The 24812-nt window shown below is 40.6% G+C and carries 15 protein-coding genes; all 15 read right to left on the bottom strand.

The features are described from left to right. The 15 genes from ACLI50_RS11820 to ACLI50_RS11750 all read right to left on the bottom strand — a co-directional run bounded on the left by ACLI50_RS11820 (position 1) and on the right by ACLI50_RS11750 (position 24789). Positions 1–1407 (bottom strand): glycoside hydrolase family 43 protein, encoded by a 1407-nt coding sequence (locus ACLI50_RS11820; RefSeq protein WP_411413863.1) that lies wholly within the window; start codon positions 1405–1407, stop codon positions 1–3. A 13-nt stretch (positions 1408–1420) separates the two neighbouring features. After that, positions 1421–3439, bottom strand: a complete 2019-nt coding sequence (locus ACLI50_RS11815) for an NPCBM/NEW2 domain-containing protein (RefSeq protein ID WP_411413862.1) — start codon at positions 3437–3439, stop codon at positions 1421–1423. 131 nt (positions 3440–3570) lie between these two features. Beyond that, on the bottom strand, positions 3571–4944 hold the full coding sequence (locus tag ACLI50_RS11810) for a glycoside hydrolase family 43 protein (protein ID WP_411413861.1): 1374 nt from the start codon (positions 4942–4944) through the stop codon (positions 3571–3573). Between the two features lie 16 nt (positions 4945–4960). Continuing rightward, entirely contained in the window at positions 4961–7408 is a 2448-nt protein-coding gene (locus ACLI50_RS11805) for a glycoside hydrolase family 31 protein (RefSeq protein WP_411413860.1), read from the bottom strand. 242 nt (positions 7409–7650) lie between these two features. Beyond that, entirely contained in the window at positions 7651–9576 is a 1926-nt protein-coding gene (locus ACLI50_RS11800) for an alpha/beta hydrolase-fold protein (protein ID WP_411413859.1), read from the bottom strand. Positions 9577–9676: 100 nt separating this feature from the next. Beyond that, the gene (locus ACLI50_RS11795) at positions 9677–11281 is read right to left on the bottom strand and encodes a glycoside hydrolase family 43 protein (RefSeq protein ID WP_411413858.1); all 1605 of its coding nucleotides are present in this window, start codon (positions 11279–11281) and stop codon (positions 9677–9679) included. A gap of 87 nt (positions 11282–11368) precedes the next feature. Then, the gene (locus ACLI50_RS11790; protein ID WP_411413857.1) at positions 11369–13087 is read right to left on the bottom strand and encodes a glycoside hydrolase family 43 protein; all 1719 of its coding nucleotides are present in this window, start codon (positions 13085–13087) and stop codon (positions 11369–11371) included. A 179-nt stretch (positions 13088–13266) separates the two neighbouring features. Further along, the gene (locus ACLI50_RS11785) at positions 13267–14541 is read right to left on the bottom strand and encodes an MFS transporter (RefSeq protein ID WP_411413856.1); all 1275 of its coding nucleotides are present in this window, start codon (positions 14539–14541) and stop codon (positions 13267–13269) included. A gap of 4 nt (positions 14542–14545) precedes the next feature. Continuing rightward, the gene (locus ACLI50_RS11780) at positions 14546–15178 is read right to left on the bottom strand and encodes a bifunctional 4-hydroxy-2-oxoglutarate aldolase/2-dehydro-3-deoxy-phosphogluconate aldolase (protein ID WP_411413855.1); all 633 of its coding nucleotides are present in this window, start codon (positions 15176–15178) and stop codon (positions 14546–14548) included. Continuing rightward, positions 15175–16173 (bottom strand): sugar kinase, encoded by a 999-nt coding sequence (locus ACLI50_RS11775; protein ID WP_411413854.1) that lies wholly within the window; start codon positions 16171–16173, stop codon positions 15175–15177. Before ACLI50_RS11775 ends, ACLI50_RS11780 begins: the two co-directional genes overlap by 4 nt. A 4-nt stretch (positions 16174–16177) precedes the next feature. Further along, the gene (gene uxaC, locus ACLI50_RS11770; RefSeq protein WP_411413853.1) at positions 16178–17596 is read right to left on the bottom strand and encodes a glucuronate isomerase; all 1419 of its coding nucleotides are present in this window, start codon (positions 17594–17596) and stop codon (positions 16178–16180) included. Positions 17597–17821: 225 nt separating this feature from the next. After that, a complete protein-coding gene (locus tag ACLI50_RS11765) occupies positions 17822–18637 on the bottom strand; it encodes an SDR family oxidoreductase (protein ID WP_343643305.1) in 816 nt (271 codons plus the stop codon). Between the two features lie 31 nt (positions 18638–18668). Continuing rightward, the gene (gene uxuA, locus ACLI50_RS11760) at positions 18669–19844 is read right to left on the bottom strand and encodes a mannonate dehydratase (protein WP_343643304.1); all 1176 of its coding nucleotides are present in this window, start codon (positions 19842–19844) and stop codon (positions 18669–18671) included. A 79-nt stretch (positions 19845–19923) separates the two neighbouring features. Continuing rightward, the gene (locus tag ACLI50_RS11755; protein ID WP_343643303.1) at positions 19924–21882 is read right to left on the bottom strand and encodes a RagB/SusD family nutrient uptake outer membrane protein; all 1959 of its coding nucleotides are present in this window, start codon (positions 21880–21882) and stop codon (positions 19924–19926) included. Positions 21883–21894: 12 nt separating this feature from the next. Then, positions 21895–24789 carry a SusC/RagA family TonB-linked outer membrane protein gene (locus ACLI50_RS11750; RefSeq protein WP_343643302.1) on the bottom strand — a complete coding sequence of 965 codons (2895 nt, stop codon included), beginning with the start codon at positions 24787–24789 and terminating at the stop codon, positions 21895–21897. Positions 24790–24812 lie beyond the last annotated feature (23 nt).

Genomic DNA, 24812 nt, shown 5'->3' with positions numbered 1-24812 from the left:
TTATTTTTTCTGGAAGCTCCAGTAATCGAAATTAAACAGCTTTCTCCCTGCCGTAATATTTTTTCCCTGGAACACAAAATACAGATCGTGAACACCGGAAACGGATTCTGAAATTTTTGTTGTCAGCGTTTTAAATTCTTCCCAGCCACCGGTTCTCGGAACCTCAATTTGGGCTATTTTGGGTCCTTTAACATCATCCAGATGTACTTCCAGGATACCGCCATCAATTCCTGCGGCAACGGAAGCTGAAAATGCAGAAGCCCCTTTTCCAAAATCTACCGAACGGACCCTGATATATCCTCCTGCTCTGGCATCGGAGACATACACTCCGGTTTTTCTGTTTTCGGAAGTGCTGCATTTTTCCGACCATGCCATAGTTTCGGCTTCGGTTCTCTGATATGGATTTAAGGTTCCAGCCGGAGCTACACCTTCTTTGGTCATGGTGATCTTCGGAATAGTCCCGTCAGCATTATATCTGAATTCTTCTACAGCAGTTGAGCGTCCGTAGCTTCCTCCGGCCGGCAATAGTCCGGTATGGTAAAACAGGTAGGACTTTCCTTTGAAATCGATAATTCCGCCATGGTTGGTAAAGCTGTTAGTAGGCTGGTCGGTCATTATTTTCCCCTGATATTTCCAAGGCCCGGTTGGCGATGGGCTGGTTGAATAGGATAAACATTCTGTTCTTCCGGTCATTCCAGCGTACATCATATAATATTGATTGTTTCGCTTGTAAAGCCATGGTCCTTCTACATATACATCATCAAATTTTTCCTGCTTTTGCAGAACCTCATCACTTTTCCCGGGACGTCTCAGCCCGCCGAAAGCTTCCACCGATTGTGGAATTTCTGTGATTTTCCCCTGATAAGAAGTCATATCTTTATTGAGCTTCACATAAAATAATTTACTGTTTCCCCAATACAGATAAGCCTGTCCGTCATCATCTATAAAAACCGTCGGGTCAATATTATCCCAGGTTCCGGTTGAAATCAGAGGTTTTCCCAAAGCATCTCTGAAAGGCCCTGTAGGACTGTCAGACACCGCAACCCCAATAGCCATATTGTTGTCAACGGTCTGTACACAGATATACCAGTAGAATTTACCGTTTCTTTCAATACACTGTACTGCCCAGGCTCTGTCTCGCGCCCAGCTGAAAGACTCTAAAGAAATAGGCGAACCATGGTCTGTATAATTGACCATATCTTCCGTGGAATACACCCGCCATTTGGTCATCGTATAAAAATCAAATCCCGGCTGATCATCCCCTGTATAAACATACATTTTCCCTTTATAGACCATGGGAGCCGGATCTGGTGTAAAATGGGTCTGAATAACCGGATTCTGCGCGGAAATACCAATCCCTGCCAACAGAAAAGAAAGTGTGATATATTTTAAGTTTCGTTGATCCATATATTAATCTTATTTATTTGAGTGAAATGAATTTATAATAGGCAACACCATGTGCCGGAATGTCCAGTGAAAGACCTTTTTTGTCCGTATTGATTTCTGCAATATCCTTCTGTCTCCAAAGGTCACGAACCGTCTGAACACCGGAAATCCCTAATTTTTTGAAATCTTTATAGGGTAGCGTCAATTTTTCTCTTCCAAAATTGGCAAAAGCTACTGCCTTTCCTCCGTCTTTCAGCTCTTTGACATAAATTCTGAGCTCACCGATTGTCTGCAAACAAACACCCTGTTTTCCCAAAGCATCCTGATTGACGGCGATAACCTCATCATTTGTCAGAAGGTTTAAAGTGAATTCATCAAGTTTCTCAAGGTCACAGCCAATCAGCAACGGGGCTGAAAAAATACTCCACAGACTCATATGAAGATACTGTTCATCAGGCTTCAACCGGCTCTGATGTGGATTTCCCCAGCCGACAACGCCAACAACCAGCATATCCGGATCGTTCCGGTTTCCGGGTTTCGCAAAAGGAGCGGCTTTGTCCTGAGCAAGAGCAATATTCTTTACGCTTGACCAGGTATCTGTAATATCGTTGGTGGTACGCCAGGATTGTGCACTGACCTCATCACCCCACTTCCACACATCGCCCATTCCGTATTGGCAGAGGTTGTACACGATGTCTCTCGGCTGCTGCTTCAAAAGGCTTCCCATCAGTTTGAACGGTTTTACACCTTTATCCGGATCTCCGCCGCCCTGAAAAGCAAGAGAAGGAACTTTATCGGGGTCATTATCTGGCAGCCCGTCAATCACTCCGCCATAACTGCACCAGTCGTATTTCAGGTAATCAACGCCCCATTTGGTATAGCTTTCAGCATCCTGTTTTTCGTAACCGTAGCTTCCGGCGCATCCGCCACAGGTCCATGGACCGGGGGAAGAATAAATTCCCATTTTCAGGCCATTGTTATGCATGTAGTCTGCAAGGCCTTTCATATCAGGAAATTTGAAATTGGTCAGGATATAACCGTTTTCATCACGCATTTTTCCCTGGAATGAAGGGTCTTTTCCATCTCTGTTATACTGCCAGGAATCATCGATATTGATATAATTCCATCCGTGATTGATTAGTCCCGACTTTATAAGGGCATCTGCTGCACGTTTTACTTTATCAGCAGAAACTTCATGTCCGAAGCAGTTCCAGCTATTCCAGCCCATTGTAGGCGTGAGAGCGATTCTGTCTCCGCTTTCTATTTTTAATTTTTTTGAAACTGAACCTTTCGCATTTTTAGCATTCAAAGTCACTTCATAACTTCCTTTAGAATCTATTTTTCCAGTGATGATTCCGGTCTGTGAATCTATTGTTAAACCTTTCGGAAGATTTTTTGCCTTAAAAGTCATTGGTCTGTCACCCGTTGCTGCAATCCTGAACAAAAAAGGTGAGCCAGGACGAACTCCGTAAACGCCTGCTGAATTAATTTTTGGAGTTGCCGCAGGTTTTGGCGTCAAAATATAAGGTACTGATGAAATCGGATTAAATGTTATCAGTTTTGCACCGTTTGCTGTTTCAAACTTAGCATCTGCCCAATCGGCGTGATCATAATAAGGTCCGTTTCCGCCGTCTGTTACGACTAATTCTAATTGTTTTACACCTTCCAGCAAAACGGAAACAGGCTTTGCTTTATCGCCTAATTTCATGACCCCGCTTGACCAAAGTTTTTTGTTGTCGCCGTAAATTTCAAATTCGGCAGCGGGATTCTGCCCTTTGATTTCATCATCCAATCCCACCATTGCGGTAAAGCTTTTTGCTTTGCCATTTAATCTAATCAACAAAGAACTTTCAGCGTGGGTTCCAAAGCCTCTTTTGAAAACTTCGCCTGCAATGGTTATAGGTTTTCCGTCCACCGAAGTATTGATGCCCGGTTTTCCGTGCCCCTGTGTTACAACGCTCAAATCCAACTGGTCTAACCAAACGGTTGACTGCGCATTTAAACAGTATCCGGCAATTAAAAAACTGAAAATAAAGAGTTTAAATCTGAACATTTTTTAAATTGTAACTGATATATTAATTGTAACTCATAACAAATGACTTAAGTTTTGGCTAAAGCCACCCATATTTCTTTCTTTATAAAATGGGCTAAAGCCCATTCCTGTTGATATTCCTGAATTCAGCTTTAATTTTCATTAAATTTCCACCAATCGAAATAGAAAAGGTCTTTTTCTCCCTTAAAAACAAAATATAAATCATGGATTCCCTTTACACTTTTCAGAGGTGTATTAATAGTCTTATATAAGTCGCCCTCACCTTTTCCTGTAACGTTAACAACGCCAAGCACAGGTCCATTAAGAGCATCTGAATGTACTTCTATTTTTCCTCCATAGAGAGATGCAACATTCACATCTAAAGATTTTACGCCTTTGGAAAAATCTACTCCCTGGATTTTAATATAATCACCATTGTTAATTGAGGTAACGATGATACGGTCTGTGATTTTTTTACCTCTGTTATAGGGTTGATTGCGTTCCCATTCTGTGACCATTTCTGTTTTCAGGCCTTCGCTGTAAGCCATAGTTTCTGCTTCAACTTTTTTATAAGGATTCAGAGTACCCACTCTTTTTGCGCCATCCGCAGTCCAGAAAGGAAGCTTCTGAATGGTTCCATCTGCATTGTAGGTAATTTCTGTGACACTGACAGACCGGCGTTCGTAATGCTTGCTCATGGTCTGTATCCTAAGCATATGGTTGAATCCGAAAACATAAGATCTGCCTTTGAAATCTATAATACCGGGATGATTTCCGCTGGATCTCTGGTCGCCATCCATAATCACGCCTCCATAATTCCAGGGTCCTGTAGGTGATTTTGCCATGGCGTAACCAATCCCTTCCGGGCAACATTTTGATGCGTAAGCCATATAATAATGGTTATTTTTTTTCCAAACCCAAGGTCCTTCCTGATACTTGAAAGGATCTGGCTGGTCTTTCACCTTCGCAAACGAAGGGTCTTTGGTGATTGGTCCGGCAAGAGATATCATATCTTCATTCAGTTTAGCATACCAAAGATTCGGATTTCCCCAGTACAGATAAGCCTGCCCATCGTCGTCAATTAAAACTGTGGGATCGATATCATCCAGAGAATTTTTGATCAAAGGCTTGCCAATAGGATCGGTGAAAGGACCATAGGGACTGTCCGCCACCAAAACACCAATCCCCATATTGTTCGGCATTGGACAATACATATAGAATTTTCCTTTTCTTTCTACAACCTGTGGTGCCCAGGCACCATTGTCGGTATTTACCCATTTAAAATCTTTGAGCGAAGCCACTACACCGTGGTCTGTCCAATTGACCATATCTGTGGAAGTGTATAGTAACCAGTCTTTCATTTTGAATCCGAAAGCATCGTCCTCATCATGGCTCGTATAAAGATAAACCGTATCGTTGTAAACCATCGGGGCCGGATCTGCAGTATACTTGGTTTGGATAATCGGATTTTGAGCGAAGGAAATCTGAAAAAACCCTAAAATCATTATTAAAATTAAAAACTTCATAATCAATACTTTAATATTATTTCAAACTTACATTTATCTTTTTCCCAGCATAATTCACCGATTTCTGCTGGCCATCAGGAAGAATCAGGTTAAAACTCCTTGTCTCAATCATTCCTTTGTATTTGCCTTTCCGGTCACCTATCGTGAGTGTTTTTGATTTTTCGTTCCAGTGAAAAGGTATTTCTGTATAGAATCCTTTTTCGTAATTATAGTTATCGAATTCATCTTCGTATACAATGAAATCGGTATCACTTCCCGGATAAACTTTTATGGTAAGATGATCCCATTTTTTCTCCGTTGCATATTGTACATCGGGGCCCATCGGAATGATACTTCCTGCTTTTACATACAAAGGAATAGTCTGAAGATTAACAGATTTCTGAATTTCCTTCCCTCCACTGTATTTTTCATTGGTCCAGAAGTCAAACCAATCTGTTCCTTCTGGAAGGTAAATTTTCACGCTTTTGTTTTGAGTAAAATCTATATTTGAAACCGAGTTATCCTTATTGCTGTCGGTTTTATTCCAGCCTTCATTTTCATCGGTTTTAACTGTCTTTTCAGGAGTATACTGGGCATTGAGAACCGGCGCCACCAGCAATGATTTTCCAAAAAGATATTCGTTATTCATATCCCATGTTTTTTTGTCTGAAGGAAAATCCATGGAAAGAGCTCTCATAAAGCTTGACCCGTTTTTTGAAACATCATGGGAAACAGAATAGATATAAGGTAACATACTGTAACGCAGCCTGATGAATTTTTCTATCGCATCATAAACAACTTCTCCTTTATTTCCAAACTGATAAATTTCTCTCGCAACATCAGTTCCATGTGAGCGCATCATTGGCGTAAAGGTTCCATACTGCAGCCACCTGACATACAATTCCTGGAACATTGGATTTTTTGAACCTCCATTTCTTTTATACACACCAGCAAAGAAACCTCCGATATCGGAATTGAAATTCGGGTTTCCGGTAAGGCTGAAATTCAATCCTGCCGGTACCTGTTTGCGCAATGTTTCCCAGGAAGAATTGACATCGCCGGACCAGGTATTGGCCGCATATCTCTGCTGGCCTGCAAACGCTGATCTTGTTAAAATAAAAACCCTTTTATCACTGGTGGTTTCACGCTGATGGTCGTAAACACCACCTACCGTCATCAGCGGATATGCATTTCTTACTTTTCTGAATGAGCCAAGATAGGTTTTAGTGTCCAGATCTTCTGCTTTCTGGCTGAGATGATCAGGTTCTGTTGAGTCCATCCACCAGGAATCTACACCAAGGCTGAAAACGCCTTTGTTCAAATATTTCCAATAAATATTTCTGGCTTCAGGATTGTAAGCATCATAAACACGGACACCGGAAGGATAATTCATATCCGGAGGCCAGACATCACGGCCTGATTCAGGCCACGTGCTGATATTAAAAAGCATTCCCTTTGAATCCATTTCACGGTATTGCCTGGTCATTGGCCCGAATGATGACCAGATGGAAACTGAAAGATGGGCATTCATATCATGGATCTCCTGTACCATTTTTTTAGCATCCGAAAAGTCGGGGCTGATGAAGTCCATGGCGTTCCACTGATAATTGTTTCCCCAGTATTGCCAATCCTGTATGATTCCGTCTAAAGGGACTTTCAGATCGCGGTATTTTTTAACCACCTCTGTCAGTTCATCCTGGCTTTTGTAACGTTCTTTGCTTTGCCAGTAGCCATATGTCCATAAAGGAAGCATGGGTACATTTCCTGTGAGATCACGCATTCCGGCCACTACTCCATCTGCATTTTTACCGTAGATAAAGTAATAATCTATACCATCTCCCACTTCAGATGAGAAAGAGGTTTTCTGAGGTGTATCGGTAAATTGTGTCGGTGAATAATTATCCCAAAAGATGCCATACCCTTTTACAGACTGGAAAAAAGGCACAAAATCCCAGGTATTATTCTGAATCATTTTTACATCGGTATTTCGCTGGGACATTTTTTCATTTTGCAGAATTCCCAGACCGTAGATCGGCTCGTCCTTTTCAAGCTGAAAATCCTGTCTTACGGAATAGGTCTGAGTTCCGGCATCATTAAATGGCTTGAAGTCATTTGCGGTTTCTTTCAAAAGCTCTTTTCCGGATGGCAATGCATAAGTGATCACTCCATTTTTAGTATTAATGGAAAGCAGAAGGTCATTTGTTTTTAATGAAATAACATTATTTTTTTCTGAAACGGAGAATCTGATTTTCTGCTCCTGTTTAATGACCGACAAACTATTTTTGACAAATAATCTGCCTGCAGGATATTTAATAACCCTAATCGTATTTTCTCCATAAAATTTCACTTCAACATTCATATGATCAGCAGAAAACTTCAATCCTGAATCTGTTTTCTGATAAGACTGCGCACTGACATTTACCATTCCGGAAAACATGATGATCGTAATAATGGAAGTTTTGATGTTCATCTTTGTAAAGCTCATTTCATTTCAGATTTGAATTATTATTCTTTATACTATTGGCTTCAAAACATTAAAGTTGTTTTAACTTTTATATTTATTATTTTTAACCACAAAAGGCATAAAAGTTTTAAACTTAAGTTTTTTGATTCCTTCTTATATGAACTTTTCTGCAGTTTCATTTTAAACTTACTTAAGCGCACTCAAGTGGCTTTAAATAAAAGCTTTTGTGACTTTTGTGGTTTTATAAAGTTTAAGTCACTTTACTATTTAAAAAGTATCTGGACAAACTGATGCAGACTATTTCTCCAAACCGGCCATGTGTGGCCTCCCGGATAATCTGTGTACGTATATTTAATTCCTGTTTTATCCAGTTCTTTCAGCATTTTCTGACCGTTTTCGTAAGCAATATCATCTTTTCCACCCATTGAAATCCAGAAATTTCTGATGTTGGATGAAAAAGCAGATTTATTTTCATTTAAAAATTGGTACTGTTTATCGGCAACATCCTGGAGCATCGGCAGCATATATCCTGAACTGAAAACTCCCAGACCGGAAAACATATCTGAATTCCGAATTCCGGCATACAGTGTATAAATTCCACCCATGGAAAGTCCTGCCAACGCACGGTTTTCTTTACCTTTTTTTATCCTGTAATTGGATTCGGCAAACGGGATAATGGATTCTTTCAGCTCTTTTTCAAACATCTGAAGGTTGCGTTCTCCAAAGTTCCGGATTCCTCCTTGTCCGATATTCGCATCCGGCATTATGATGACCATTTTTTTTGCTTTTCCTTCTGCGATGAGATTATCCAGAATCAGATTGGTCTTACCCTGGTTGGCCCAGCCGCTTTCATCCTCACCTCCGCCATGTAAAATATACAGTGCAGGATAAGATTCAGCAGGATTCTGGTCGTAACCCGGCGGGGTGTAAATAAAAACTCTTCTCCATGAGTTAGTGACTTTGGAATAGAAATTTTTAATACGGATATCTCCATGAGGGACGTCTTTTAATGCATAGAAATCATCTCCTTCGAAAGGAATATCTATTCCACTGGCATACCTTCCCATTCCGTAGAATGTTTCGCTGGATGGGTCTGCAACCGAAACCCCATCAATCAGTAGGGAATAATAATGGAAGCTTCCGCTTTGCGGATCAGTTGTACCTGTCCAGAAGCCATCAGCATCTTTTTTCAGGTCATATTTTTTTCCTAAATCGATCTGAACTTTTTGCGCTTCCGGTGCCTTCACTTTGAACATCACCCTTCCGTCGGGAAGGATTTGAGGATACTGGGCATTTCTTATATTGGTTGCTGCAGGAGTTCCCAAAACGGTAAATCCTTCAAACTTAGTTTTATCAACAGGCTTGAACAACAGCTGTGAAAAGATGTATAAATCATTTTTCCAAACCTTAAAATCATGGCCGCCCGGTTCTATATAAAAGATATGAGGGATTTTATTTTTTCTCAGATAATCGCTCGTTCTTTTGCTGAAAGGCATCAGCCCGTCTGCATCACCACAGGAAATAAAGATCAGCTTAAGCTTTAACGCATCCTGTGGATTGGGTAAAAGCTTATTGGGCTCTTTTGTATTGGGTGCAGAAGAAAATGCGCCCAGCCAGGCAAACTTATCAATGTTTCCGAAAGCAAAATTCTGTGTCTGTCCGCCTCCCATTGACAATCCTGCCAAAGCTCGGTTTTCACGGTCTCTTTTAACCGGATATTTTTTCTCTACAAACGGAATCAGGTCATTCAGTAAATCTTTTTCAAAAGTTGCGAAAGCCTCAACTTTATCCTGAGCCATTATATTTCCTGTCGCCCTGTCATCCTTCATCGCACGACCGTTGGGAAGTACGACAATCATCGGCTGAAGTTTTCCCTGTGCATACAGATTATCCAGAATAATATTTGGTTTTCCTTGGTTGAACCACTCTTTTTCATCCCCGCCAATTCCGTGAAGAAGATAAAGAACGGGATATTTTTCACTTTTTTTGAATCCCGGCGGTGTATAAATCAAAGCTCTTCTTGTTGTTCCAACGGTTTTTGACGGATATTGAATCGTGTCAATTTTCCCGTGGGAAACAGCAGCATTTTCCACATCGAAACCCTGCGGCGCCTGCTGATCAAGAGTTTGCGCGGAAACAAATATTCCCGACAAAACAAGTCCTAAAGCCAATATAACTGATTTATTCATGATTTTTATTTGTATTTTTCACACTTATTATTTCAGATAAAAAAATAATAGCGTATATTTTACTTACTGTTTACAACAGACTTTTATCTGCTTCTGATTCTTATTTTCCGGCTTCAGTGACTCTGAAAAAATCCACATCTACGAAGCCTCCGGTATTTTTAGTGGCATAATTGAAAATTGCGAATTTTGATCCCATAAAAAATCTGCGGTAATCAAAGATCATTTTGTAATCTTTTGCCATTTCCGTCCAGTTCTTCTGATCCGTACTGTAATAAAAGTCTGCAAGATCTTTCTCTAGGTTAAAATCAGCATCGATACGAAGGAAAATCTTATCAGAATTAAGAGGAATCCGTTTTTTTTCTTCTTTTTTAACCCCTGTAATAGCTTTTGTTTTATTATCCAGGCTCACTTCGTTGGTTGAAAAAACAATGAATTTTTCTTCACCTTCCTTTACTACTGACAAAATCCCGGAATCCCCGTTGAAGGCACTGAAACCTGCTACATCTCCATCTTTCATTCCTTTAAGGTCCATTGCGACAACTGCTGAAGAAGTCGGACCCTCCATTCTCTGGGTCAAAGTATTGGGAGCCGCGTACAGATTGTCTACCACTCTGCTGGTCTTCAGTCTCAGAAAGCCTTTTCTTTCAGATAAAGACCACGCTTCATTCACCGGATTATGATTCCATTGCCACTGGATTTTCATTGTTTTATCAGAGAACTCATCGCTTTCCACCAGATGATTTTTTGCTTTGAACGGCGGAAGCGGAACTTCTCCTTTCAAAGGAACTTTTCCGTTATCTCCCAGTACCGGCCAGTCATTTTCCCAGTGAACAGGCAGAAGCAACGGAACACGTCCAACCCCATTTCTGTCCTGGAAAATAAGGGAATACCAGTTTCCGTTTTTATCATCAATCAAAGCGCCTTGCCCTGCATAGGAAAATCCTAAAAAATTATCTTCCAGAATTACTTTTTTCTCGTAAGGACCTGTCACTTTATCTGCACTGTAGACTACCTGACGGCGTTTTTCGTTTCTTGGCCAGGATATCATCATCATATAATATTTTCCGTTTCTTTTGATGATCTGATTACCTTCCAGAAGCCCGGTTTCCGAAGCATCTTTCTGAAATACCTCAGTTCCATCCGGATTTCCGATCACTTCTTTAAAATCAGGACTCAGTTCAAAAACTTTGTTGGAAGTAAAAACGTATATCCTGTCATCATCAAAAAATAAAGAAGCATCATGAAAATGCCGTGTTCTGGTGATGAGTTTCCATTTTCCCTTTTCGGGATGATCAGTCACATAGAAATAGGATTTGAAAGGTTCATCATTCGGAGAAAACAAAACATAATATTTCCCTTTATGGTAGCGGATTGATGAAGCCCATTGGCCCCTGCCGTAAACGGTTCCGTTCAATAAATCATATTTCGAGTTGTCATTCAAAGTATCGAAAACATAACCAGACATTTCCCAATGTACCAGATCTCTGGAATGCATTACCGGAGCTCCCGGCATCAGATGCATAGTGGTGCTGATCAGGTAAAAATCATTTCCGTTTCTGGTAATGGATAGATCCGGTGCATCTGCCCAAATGATGGGATTGGTAAAGGCTGTACTCTGCATTCCGGAAGAGTTTACCTGGGCTGAAAGAAGATTCAGCCCGATAAACCCCAAAAAAGAAACTATATAAGATTTTTTGATTTTCACGTTTTTGATATTTTGGTTCGATTTGATTCTTTTCAGTCTTAAAAGGAAACACTTCGACAAGCTCAGTGTGACATTGCTAATACTAACTTAATTCGGTACAATATCATTGGAAGAGGTGCTGTACAGTCCGATAAGGCTTCCTGTAAAGCCTCCCGCTACATCGGTAGAAAGTATATCTCCTGAAACCGGCCCGCCAAGGTTTTTATAGTTTCTGCCATCCAGTGAATAATTAAAGTTATGTTCATCTTTATCGGCAACAACCTGCAATTTAACCGGTTTGGATAATGAAATTTTCTCGCTGGCGATCAGTTTTGATTGTCCTTTTTCTGTTCTTTCCAATACGATGTAGAAATCTTTATCTTTTTTGGTAATTCCGAAAACGTAATTGAATGTTTCGCTTTGGTAGAGGGTAATTCCAGCCAATTCTTTTTCCGATTTTGGTTTATAATCCAGGGTTACGGAAGTTTCGAAGTCTTCGTGCTGTAATCTGTGGAATAATGCCGAAACCGGAGCCAATGCTTTGATATTAGTTGCAAAAGGGTTTACTTTTACGCCATTTTTCGTGGCAGTAATGAAATTCTCACGCGGTCCACGCATTGCAATCCATCGGAAATCAAGATTTTTATCGGTTAATTTATCGTTATAGGTAAAGTTTCCATTCGGAAAAAATCCGTTTTGCCCGGTTTGATTCTGAACGCCTTGTGGCATTTTCAATTTTGGTTTCATTGGAACCAGGCCATTTTGGAAAACAGGATACGTTCCGCTCCAGTCTACAGGAAGGATGAACGTTTCACGGCCTTTGTTAACACGGTTATTTACATTCGGACGAATTGCTAAAAATACGCCATACCATTGTCCGTTCGGACCTTCCACCAAATCTGCATGACCTGCCCAATCTACTTTTTCTTTTCTGTCTCTCGGAAAATATCTTTGCGTAAGAATTGGATTATTTTTAGCGGGAACAAACGGTCCTTTCGGAGAATCTGCCATAAAAATCACTTCGCTATGGTTGCCTCCGGTTCCGCCTTCTGCACACATCAGGTAGTATTTACCGTTCTTTTTGTAAATATGGGGACCTTCAATCCAGATCGGTTTTTGGGAAAGATCCACGCCTCCGTTTACAATAATCTTATCCGAGCCCGCAACTACCTGGTCTTTTTCGAGATCATAGTCCCAAATCTTAATAACACGGTGGCCGTTGTACTGCTCAGTACCTTTCGGCGGAGCATCATTGTGAACGATATATGCTTTTCCATCATCATCAAAGAAAACAGAGGGATCAATACCGTCAAAGTTTAGCTTTTGGACTTCGCTCCATCCTTTTGACGGATCTTTGGTTTTTACGACCATATTTCCGATACCACCTGCAAACTGGGTAGTAATCATATAAAAAGTATCGTTGTGCTTATTGTATTTGATATCCGGTGCATAAATTCCATGCGAAACGCCCGAATTTTCAACTTTAAGCTGGGAAGGTCTGTCTAAAACGTGCCCTACCTGCTTCCAGTTTACCAGATCTTTAGACGTAAAAATCGGAACGCCCGGAAACATTGAGAAAGAAGAGTTTACCAGATAATAATCGTCGCCTTTTTTTGTAATGCTTGGATCGGGATAACAGCCCTGTAAAATCGGAGAATAAAATTCGTCCGGTTTAAGAGGGTTGTCATTATATATTTTATCGTTTCCACGGTAATTAAAGTCTGAGAATGTCTGGGCAGAAATCGAAGTCACCGAGAGCAAAGCAGCTGCTGCAAGGATATTCGTTTTATTTCTGAAGAAAGCTAAATTCATTATATTCTGTTTCATTGTTATTCTTTTTTTATAGTTTTTAAAATGTATATTTTTGAATAGGTGTTGTTCTTTTTAACGCTAAGTCCGCAAATTTTTTAACTACATCCTTAATAAGGTTCACAAGGGCGTTACACTCAGCAATGCGTATCATATTTTATTATTATAATCGATTACAGATCATTATTTAATAGTTTTTATAAGGTTTTCTTGCGGTTGATTATTTTAATCAATCCCCAGGCTGTAACATAGGATATTCCGGCTATGAAAAATATAATGTTGTAGCCCCCGTTGATGTTTCCTGATTTTTTAAAAGCGTCGAGAACAATTCCAATAAAAAGCGGAAAAATAATTCCTGCCGCTGAGCCCAGCATTCCGCCAAAACCAATGACAGAACTGACATAATTATTAGGCAACTGATCTCCGACCGTAGTCATAAGATTGGCTCCCCATCCTTGATGCGCAGCTGTTGCCAAGGCAATGATGATCGTGATCATCCACATATTATCTACATATTTTGAGAACATGACCGGAACCACCATTAATGCAAATAATAACATTGTAATACTTCTGGCCCTTCCAATGGCCCAGCCTTTTTTGATCAGAAATGATGAGAGATAACCTCCGCCAATACTTCCGATGGTAGTTCCGCTGTAAATAATAATCAATGGAAGGGATGGTTTTGTTAAATCCATTTTGAATACATCCGAGAAATACGCCGGAAGCCAGAACATGAAGAAATACCAGATAGGATCGGTTAACATTTTACCGATGGCAAATGACCATGTTACTTTATATTTCAGTAATTCCGATAAAGGAATTTTGGTTTTTTCCTCTGTTTTTTCAGCCTGATCGCTTTTTATATACTGCAGTTCTTCCTTGCTGATATTTTTGGCTTTTTCCGGTACGGTATAAAATTTCCACCAAAGAATAATCCAGACCATGCCCAAAGCACCAATCCATACAAAGGTCTGCCTCCAGCCGTAATGCCCAAGAATGACCGGAACCAATAGCGGGGCTAAAATAGCTCCCACCGTCGCTCCTGAGTTAAAAATTCCCGTTGCCAGTGCTCTTTCTTTTTTGGGAAACCATTCAGCCACTGATTTGATGGCGGCAGGAAAGTTTCCTGCTTCACTGATGCCTAAGGTACTTCTCGCAATGATAAACCCGATGGTACTTTTTACAAGACCATGTCCTATAGAGGCCAAACTCCATACAATAAGAGAAACCGCATACCCGATTTTGGTTCCTACCTTGTCTATAAACCTTCCCATGGCCATATAACCGATGGCATAAGTCGTGGTAAAAGCCATGACGATATAGCTATAATCTTTTTCATCCCAGCTGAATTCTTTTTCCAGCACAGGTTTCAGCAAACCCATTACCTGACGGTCAAGATAATTGATCGTAGTGGCGAGGAAGACAAGAGACAGCATCCACCATCTTATATTGCGGTTTTGAGGAGCCTGCATTGAGTTATTGATTAAGTTGTTGTAATAATTTTTTTGTTTTCAGAGTCAGTTCATCTTCATTATTATCTTTTCCGATGAGAGAGCTTCCCAGCCCTGCTGCTATGGCACCTCCATTGAGCCATTCACTGATATCTTCAGTTTCAGCATGGATTCCTCCGGTGGGCATGAAATTCATTCCCGGAAAAACAGGCTGTACCGATTTGATGTAGTTCTTCCCTAAAGAATCAGCCGGGAATATTTTAACCAGTTTTAAACCCTTCTGATAGGCAATATTGATATCGGAAGGGGTAAAACAGCCCGGAATCAGAAGTATATTTTTTTCGAGGGCATGTTTTACCAATGCTTCACTGATCACTGGTGTAATGATAAAATCTGCTTTTGCATGAGCATAATCATCCATTTCTTTTATGTTTTTCACCGTCCCGATTCCTAACAGAAGTCCAGGAAATTCTGTATGGGAAATTTCTTTCAGCTTAGTGAAATTTTCCAATGCCTGATGGCCGCGGTTGGTATATTCTATCACACGGATTCCTGCTTCGTATAAAGCTTTTATGATATTTTTTGAGACCTCAAACGATTCGTTATAGAATAACGGAACTATTTTCTGGTCTTTTATTTTTTGTAGTATTTCACTCATAATTTCTCGATATTTATGCTTTCATCAATGGTATCTCCCTTTACAAAAAGCTTTTTAAAAGCAACTTTTGTAGCATCCTCCAAGATCTGCTGGTCAGGATTTCCTTTTAAAATTCCATGAATCAAAGCGGCCATGAAAGAATCACCGCTTCCTACCCTTTCTTCAATGGTATCTGAATTATATTTTTCTGAAATCAAAAGCTGTTCATCAGCAAATAAGGTGGCAAAGTAATTCACCTGTTCCCCGTTTGTAAAGCGAAAAGTATTCGCTATTTTTTCCACCCCCGGGAATTGTCTCCTGATTTCCAAAGCTGTTTTTTTGGCCTGCTTCAGAAGATTTTCATCATCAAATTTTCCGTTAAGTTCATATTCAACAGGAATATTCAGAAACTGCCCGACAGACCATATATTTCCCATAAGAACGTTCACAAAAGGCATCAGCTCTTTAATTTTGTGAGGATTCTGGTTCTGCCAAAGCAATGCTCTGTAATTCAGGTCCAGAGAAACTGTAATATTTTTTGTTCTGGCTTCTTTCATGATCTGTAAACATTTGCGGAATGCATTGTCACTCAAAGCCGGTGTGATGGTACTGATATGCAGCCATTTTACTCCTGAAAATATCTCATCATCACTGAAAGTTTCAAAATCCGACTGGGTAAAAACAGACGGAAATCGGTCGTAAACCACTGAAGCGTTCTGCATATCTCCATCAGAAGAAAGGTAAAATGTTCCTATTCTCCCTTGAGTTTTTTCTGCAAGGACTTCTATTCCTTTATTGTTAAGCTGAAATTCTAAGTGATTTCCAACAAAATTCTCAGGTAAAGCTGATAATAATTTCACAGAATTCTTCCACTGGGAAAGTGCTGCCGCTACATTGTATTCGGCACCGCCCACATACATTTTCAGAGACTGCTCGTTCAACCAGTTTCCTTCGGAATCCGGGGCAAAGTGGAGAAGCAGTTCCCCGAAACATAGTATTTTCGTCGAGTCCTGCATGGTATTAGATTTCAAAATAATTTTTTGTATTGTGATAACAGATATCCTGAATGATCTTTCCTACCCATTTTTCATCATCGGGAAGAAGACCTCTTTCCATTTCACTTCCGAACAGATTGCACAAAAGCCTTCTGAAATAATCATGTCTTGAGAATGACAGCAGGCTTCGGGAATCGGTCAGCATGCCGACAAAAGTGCTGATCAGACCGATATTGGAAAGTGTATTCATCTGTTTCGTCATCCCGTCGAGCTGATCGAGAAACCACCAGGCTGCTCCAAACTGTACTTTGGATTTGATGCCTCCTTCATTGAAGTTTCCGGCAAGGGATGCCAAAACTTCATTAAATGCCGGATTCAGATTGTATATAATGGTTTTGGCCAGTTTTTCTTCTGAATTCAATGCATCCAGCAAAACACTCAATCGCTGTGCATAATATGGTTCTCCAATGGCATCATATCCTGCATTGGCGCCCATTTTTCTGAACATTTCTGAATTGTTGTTTCGGGTTGCCCCTACATGAAACTGCTGTACCCAGCCTTTTTCTGCATACATTTTGCAAAGCTCTTTCAGCATATAGCCACATAAGGCATCCGGATCGGAAAATGTTGAAATATTCCCTTTCAGGAATTCTGAAAACTCTTTTTCAAGGTTTTGATTCCACTTTGTGGTATCCGGAAAATATTCAAAGCCATGGTCGGCTACTTTTGCCCCTGCTTCCACAAAATAATTGATTCTACCATGAAGTGCATTCAACAGATCAGAAGCTGACACGATGGAAAATCCACAGACTTTTTCAAGCTTTTTAATTCCTGAAAGATACTGTTCGGGATTAATCATATTGATATAAGCATCAGGGCGGAAAGCAGGAAGAACAGCTGTCTGGAAGCTGCTGCTTTTTAAAGCTTTATGATGAACCAGATCATCTGCAGGATCATCCGTAGTACACAACGCTTCTACTTTAAAATTCTGAATGATGGATTGTGGTAAAAAACCAGATGTCTGCAGACTTTCATTCATCTGATGATACACCATATCTGCATTATTGGGTGATAAATATTCGTTAATCCCAAAAGGATTTTTAAGTTCCAGATGAGTCCAGTGAAACAGTGGGTTGCGGAGGGTATAAGGCACCACTTCTGCCCATTTCATGAATTTTTCGTGATCAGAAGCATTTCCGGAAATATACTGTTCATCAATACCAAAATTTCTCATGGCTCTCCATTTGTAATGATCACCATCCAGCCAGATAGCGTTTGGAGAACGGAAATTCTGATTAGCAGAAATAACATCCGGTTCCAGGTGATTGTGATAATCGATCACCGGCATGTCTTTGGCATATCCGAAATACAGATTTTCTGCCTTTGCTGATTCAAGCAAAAACAATTCTCCGAAAACGTTTTTATTTTTAATGGAATTACTCATTATTTATTTTTACAATCCTGGATTTTAATTAACTTGTTTACACTCTGCAAAACCACAAAAGTCACAAAAGCTTTGTTTTTAGAACACTTCAATTATGATTATGCAGAAAAGTTCACATAAGATGAAAATCAATGATTTTCACAACACTTAGGTGTCTACATTTAAAAACAGAACCCTTAATGAAACCACTAAGGTCCTGTTTGATGATATGAAGAAATTAGCTTTTTATACTCCGCTGAATGCGCTGAAACCTCCATCAACAGGAATCAGTGCTCCTGTGATAAAACTTGCTGCATCTGAACACAGAAACTGTACAACCCCGTTCAGTTCTTCTACTTCTCCAAATCTCTGCATAGGTGTTTTCGCCATTACTTTTTTACTTCTTTCCGTTAAGCTTCCATCCGGATTCAGAAGGATTGCGCGGTTCTGATCTCCAATGAAAAATCCGGGAGCCACGGCATTAACGCGTATTTTATCTCCAAATTTCAATGCCAGGTCAGAAGCCAGCCATTGCGTAAAATTGGTAATTGCTGATTTGGCGGCAGAATATCCGGCCACTCTTGTAATTGCTGAATAGGCAGCCATGGAAGAAATATTAATAATGTTTCCGCTCCCCTGCTCAGCCATTACTTTTCCGAAAACATAGCTCGGATAAACAGTTCCGTTGATATTCAGATCGGTAACCTCTGCCCATCCTTTCATATCCATATCAAAAAATGACTGTTCGGGAGATAAGGTGGCTGCCGGAATATTTCCACCCGCTATATTGAGCAGAATATCAATACGTCCATACTTTTCCTTTATTTTCACTGAAGCGGCTTCAAGGCTTTCAATATCCATCACATTGGCTTCTACAGCAAGTGTATCCCCACCCAAATCTGTCAGTTCTTTTACCCGGGCATCCAATGTTTCCTGGTTTCTTCCCAGTGCAACAACTTTTGCTCCGGCCTCTATAAAACTTTTGGCAAGGCTGCCTCCCAAAACGCCCGAAGCCCCTGTGATGACTGCTACTTTGTTTTCAATACTAAACAGGTCTTTCATTTTACTTTTTATTATTTATTACAAACGCAGATTAATTTTTTTGTAATTCCGACTGTACTGCAGCCATTACTCCTTCGATCTGGCCCAATGCCAGCATTCTTCCTAAAAATGAATAGCCGGGATTATATCCTTTGTCAATATCTTCCGTTAAAAGTCTTCCATGGTCAATTCTCATCGGAAGATCAGGATTTTCTTTTTCGAATACACGGATTACTTCAATGAGTTTTCCTCTTCCTCCCAGGTGATGAGCTTCGATAAAATCACCGTTTTCAAAGACATTTGTACTTCTCAGGTGAACGAATTTGGTACGGTGAGCAAATTTTTGCGCAAGCTTTGGAACATCATTCTGAAGGTTGGCGCTTAAAGATCCGGCACAGAATGTTAATCCGTTGTGAGGATTATCAACAGCTTTCAGAAGCCAGTCGATATCTTCTTCATTGGTTACTATTCTGGGTAAGCCCAGTAATGAAAAAGGCGGATCATCAGGATGTACACACATCTGGATATTCCATTTTTCGCATACAGGCATTATTTTTTCAAGAAAATATTTCATGTTTTGGCGAAGCTGATGCTTATCTATACCATCGTACAAAGCCAGCAGACTTTTGAACTTTTCTACAGGATTCAATTCTCCTTCTTTGATATTTCCATTCACGAAACCCTGTGTTTTTACAATGACTGAATCGATCAGGTCATGATTATCTTTTTCCGTTAATGTATTTTTTAATTCTTCTACTTTTTGAAGTATTTCCGGGTCATAATCGTTTTCTGCACCTTCCCTTTTAAGGATATGAATTTCGAAGTACGCAAACTTGGCTTTGTCAAAATAAAGTGAGGATGAACCATCTTCCCATTCGTGAAAGAGGTCGGTTCTTGCCCAGTCGAGAACGGGCATGAAGTTGTAGCAAACTGTTGTAACACCTGCTTTACCCAGATTTTCAAGGCTTATGATATAATTTTCTAATAAAGAGTCACGGTCTTCACCTCCGTATTTGATGGCTTCGCTCACGGGAAGACTTTCCACAACAGACCAGCGAAGTCCGTGGCTTTCTATATAGTTTTTATAATCATTGATGGCCTCTGAATTCCAGATTTCTCCGTTGGGGATATCATGTAGGGCAGAAACAATTCCTTCTACTCCTATTTGACGAAGTGTGCTGAGTGCTATTTTGTCTTTTTTGCCAAACCAACGCCAGGTTTTTTCCATAGTTTTAAAATTTAATTCAGATAAACAAAGCAGGTGCTTTTCACACCTACTCTGTTACTGATATGAATGTAGAATGAAATTAATTGTATCCCGGATTCTGATATTTTGCTTTAATATCTGCCGATACTTCCATCGCATCAATCTGATTCTGAGGAATCGGTCTCAGATAATGAAAAGGTTTTATTGTTCTTGTCACCGTCTGCGGATCATGATCTCCATAAGAAGCTCCTCCAATCTGATAACTTGCCGCATAATCTCCCCACTTCTGTGTACGTACCAGATCATACCATCTGTAGAATTCTCCGTAATATTCACGGGATCTTTCTGCAAGGATATAATCAATGGTAATTACAGATGGCGTAGCAGCAGTCATTGCGGCACTGTTATCTGCCACATAAGCGGTATTCTGTGCATTATTGAACTTCCATTTTCCGGCACGGGCACGGATGACGTTGATAAGATCTCTGGCTGTCATAGCTCCTGAAGCTCCTTTTACAGCTGCTTCTGCGGCAATAAAATAGAATTCTGAAAATTTGGCAACACTGAAAGGACGGGTTAATCCTGCATTCGGATATCCTAATCCATTTGGATCATCGGTACGGTAAGTTCCTATTTTCCAAAGACCCGGATATACAATTCTGCTGATTCCGTTCGGTGCGATCACCCAGTCTGCTCTTCCCGGAAGGGTTCCTGCTCCTACACCACTTTGTCCGGATCCTGTAGGGTAAGAAGGAGTCTGACTGTCATCATTCAGGAAGCTTAAGATAGCTCCTCCCGGCTGTACAGGTAAATTATTGGCATTATAAAGTACAGGAACCGTTGTAAGGCCTGTTCCATTCTTGTTCCAGTTTCCTCTGTAGGTGGTTACAAAAGTTCCATCATAACGGGAATCGTTGGTTTTATCTGCAAAAGTATTTTTGATAACACCTAAGGTAGGACACATACGCACCCATGGACGTCCCAATGGCTGTGCTGCTTCTCTCTGTACGGCGCTTACAACGTCCGCTCCTTCCCACGCTGTGGTTTTACTGCTTTTGATGGCAGTATAGTTCCAGGTCTGCATCCATGCTGCAAAATTGTCCGGAGCCCAGCCTGATCCAAATCCTACAGGATCACTTTCGTTGTAGTATGTACTTGACTGTGTATGGTCTGCATACAGCATAGATTCGGTATTCCTGTCATTGGAACCTACATTCACATCATAGAAAGTAGGCTGAAGCGTATAAGGTCCGGGATTGTTGATTCCTTCCATGGCGATATCATAAGCCTGCTGGAAATACCACTGGGCATTGTGTCCGTCAGGATCAGTTCTTGCCACTTCAGGATAAGTTGGAATGCTGTTTGGATTCTGCAGCCACCATCCATAAGTAAGGTAAGCTTTGGCAAGCATCAATCTTGCAACATTTTTAGTTACACCACCTGTTACCCTTGGTGATGCAGGTAAATTTTCTATTGCTTTTTTAAGGTCAGCAAAAACAGTTTTTGTATATACTTCCGGTACGGTATTTCTTACAGAAGAGGTGGAAGGCAGAGTGTTATATTTCAATTCCCCTGCTCCTAAATCCAGAGGAACTCCTCCATAGGTCTGTACGAGCATGAAGTAGTAAAATCCGCGGAAGAAACGGGCTTCAGAAATCATAGATTCTGCAATTCCGAATCCAGGTCCTTTTTCAATGATTCCGTTGGCAGTATTAATATATGGAAATACGGAGTTCCAGACCATACTGGTAGGAAAAGTATTGGAATTGATAATACCGTTTCCGGACATATCCAATTCTTTGAAGTTTCCATCCGCACTTTGTGCCCAGGTAGATTCGTCAGTTCCGTTCTGACAATTGCTCATAAAATAGCCATTGCCATACAGTAATCTCATCTGTCTGTATAAAGCCGTAAATCCCTGATTAACTCCATCCGGTGTATTAAAATAGTCAGCTGTATAGATTGCTCTTGGCTGCTCATCAAGAATTTCACTACAACCTGTAAATGTTAAGGATAAAAAGATTGCTCCTAATAGCAGTTTTTTGTTAAAATTTATCATGACAGTACAGTTTTAAAAGGTTAAGTTAAGTCCCATTAAGTAATTTCTTGTGGAAGGGTTGTTCGTTCCTATGACAAGCTGGCGGTTTGGATATCCGCTTACTGCCTGGTTTTCATTTCCGAAAGAGTTTGGTTCCGGATCCATTCCTGAGAACTTATGATAAGGTGAGAATAGCACAACAGGATTGGTTACCGTAAAGTAAATTCTTAAGCTGGTAATTTTCAGATCCTTTAAAAAATCTTTATTGACATTATAGCCTAATGTAATGGTACGAAGCTTAAGGTAAGAAGCATCAAACATTGCTAAAGTAGAAGAATACTTTGGATTATCGCCACTCAAATGACGTCCCGGGCGCGGAAAATAAGCACCGGTATTATCTTCTGTCCAGTAATCCACATCCACGTTATTTCCTCTACCCGTTAATCTGTTAAGATAACTTGCAGATCCGTAAATCGTACTCACCAGGATTCCTCCGTGCTGGAAAGCTCCTACTGTGCTCAGTTCAAAATTCTTGTAGGCAAAGCGCATATTAAATCCTCCCTGGAATTTCGGAGCGGTATCAAAAATCTGTCTGTCATCCGGTCCTATTGCTCTTACCGGAGTTCCGTCAGCATTATAGCCTCCGGTGTAAAGAACCTTGATAGATCCTATAACATCCGCAGCAGTTCCCGGCTCCAGAATGCTCTGATACGGGTCGCCAGCCTGCCAAAGACCGATGTACTGATAATCATACAATGAATTGATATTATGCCCTACAAACCATGAGTTATTGATGTCCCGTTGTGTTCCGGATGCAAGAGATAAAATTTTGTTTTTATTGGTGTAAAAATTAACTCCGGCTTCCCATGTAAACCCATCCGGGTTATCAAAAATAACTCCGTTCAAGGAAATTTCCACCCCTTTATTTTCCGTTTCGGCTACATTGGAAACGATGGATGACCAACCGCTTGTTGCCGGAAGACTTTTTTGTGTCAACAGGTCAAATGTATGGGTTTTGTAATATTCCACACTTCCCGTAAGGCGGTTGTTCAGGATCCCGAAGTCTACCCCGTAGTTTTGTGTTTTTGAATATTCCCATCCAAGGTTTGGATTAGGCGGCTGATTTCCATAGATTCCTGCACTTCCTGCGCTTCCGTAGTTATAAGGAGCCACGTTAAATCTTCCCATCGTAGTGTATGGATCTACTGCCTGATTGGAAGTCTGCCCCCATCCTACTCTGAATTTCAGGAGATTAATCGCTTTGATATTCTCCATGAAGGATTCGTTGGTAACATTCCATCCTAATGATAATGCGGGATAGGTATGCCATTTGTTACCCGGTGCCAGTCTGGAAGATCCGTCGGCACGGAGTGTGGCTGTAAGCATGTACCTGTTATCATACGTATACATGATTCTTCCCATCGCTGAAAGCAGGCCTGTTTTCCAGTACGCCTGGTCTTCAGGTCTTACTGTAATATCTGCCTGAGGTGACTGTCCCAGGTTATAATACTGGAAAAAGTCTGCAGGGACATTTTTTGCACTCATGTATGAGCTTGTATACTTGTTCTGTTCTGCAGAGTATAATGCTACTGCGTTGATCTTATGTTTTCCGAATGTACGGTCGTACGTCAGGAGGTTTTCCAATACCCAGTGATAAGTCTGGTTATTCCCTTTTCCTGCCGCTGACGGTCCCAGAGGATTTGTATTGAAAACTCCTACACCACTATAGTTTCCACTGTTTGAAGTACGGAAATCCAACCCTACATTTAACCTGTATTTCAATCCTTTGACTGGAAGGCTGACTTCTCCGTAAAGGTTGTTATAGGATGCAAAAGATTTGGTTTCATCAATATATTTCTCTGCCAGGCTCTCCAGGCTTCTTCTGGTATAAATCCATGTCTGATCGATACCGCCTGCGGTGCTCATTACTCTTTTCGGGCTTCCGTCCGCATTGTAAGGATTGGCAATCGGAGAATATCCCAGAACCGCTCCCGGATTTACTCCGTTTCCTTCAGAGACAGAATAGTTTGTATTGGTTGTAAAACCAAACTTAAAGACAGATCCTACCTGCTGGTCAATCGCCATTCTCAGGGCAAATCTTTCGTAACTCTGAATAGGAATTAATGCATTTTGTTTAAAATAGGATAATCCTACATTATAATTTCCACCTTCTGTTCCTCCTGAAACCCCTACATCGTGACTGGTCATCATCGCCGGCTTATAAAACAGGCTTTGCCAGTCAGTATTGACGCTGTTATTTTCATCAGCCCCGTTGGAATACAATGGCGTTTTATTTCCCGCAGGAATGGCATAAGCACGCAGTTTTGCAAACTTAGGACCATCCATCATCGGATATTTTGAAAACAAGGTCTGAACTCCTGTAAAGGTGTTATAGGTAAATTTAGGCCTCTGCCCTTTTGCTCCTCTGTTGGTTGTAACGAGAATAACACCGTTTGCTCCTCTTGACCCGTAGATGGCTGTAGCAGAAGCATCTTTCAGGATGTCAATACTTTTGATATCACTTGAGCTGATGTCTCCCAGTGATCCTACGAAAGGAATACCATCCAATACAATCAATGGGTTATTATCTCCTGTCAGAGATCGTGTTCCCCTGATACGGATCTGCATGGCAGCACCCGGTTTAGTGGAGGTTTGCGAGATATCTACCCCTGCCGTTCTTCCCTGTAATGCCTGGGTAATGTTGGCAGAAGGTACTTCACGCAGGGCATCTCCTTTTACAGTGGCTACAGAACCTGTTACAGCCTCTTTTCTCTGGGTTCCATATCCTATCACAACAACTTCATCTATTTTATTTTCTTTAGCTACTGTATCTTTCTTAACCTGTGAATATGCTATGCCGCAAGGCAATAGAGTCATTGCAAAAAACAGTGCTGCTCTATTGCTTTTATTGAAATAAAATCGGTTCATAATTATTATTTTAGTATTAGTTG

Source organism: Chryseobacterium cupriresistens (assembly GCF_046614675.1).
GTDB lineage: Bacteria > Bacteroidota > Bacteroidia > Flavobacteriales > Weeksellaceae > Chryseobacterium > Chryseobacterium cupriresistens.
Note: the sequence above shows the minus strand (reverse complement) of the source record. Positions and strands in the feature narration are given on the sequence as shown.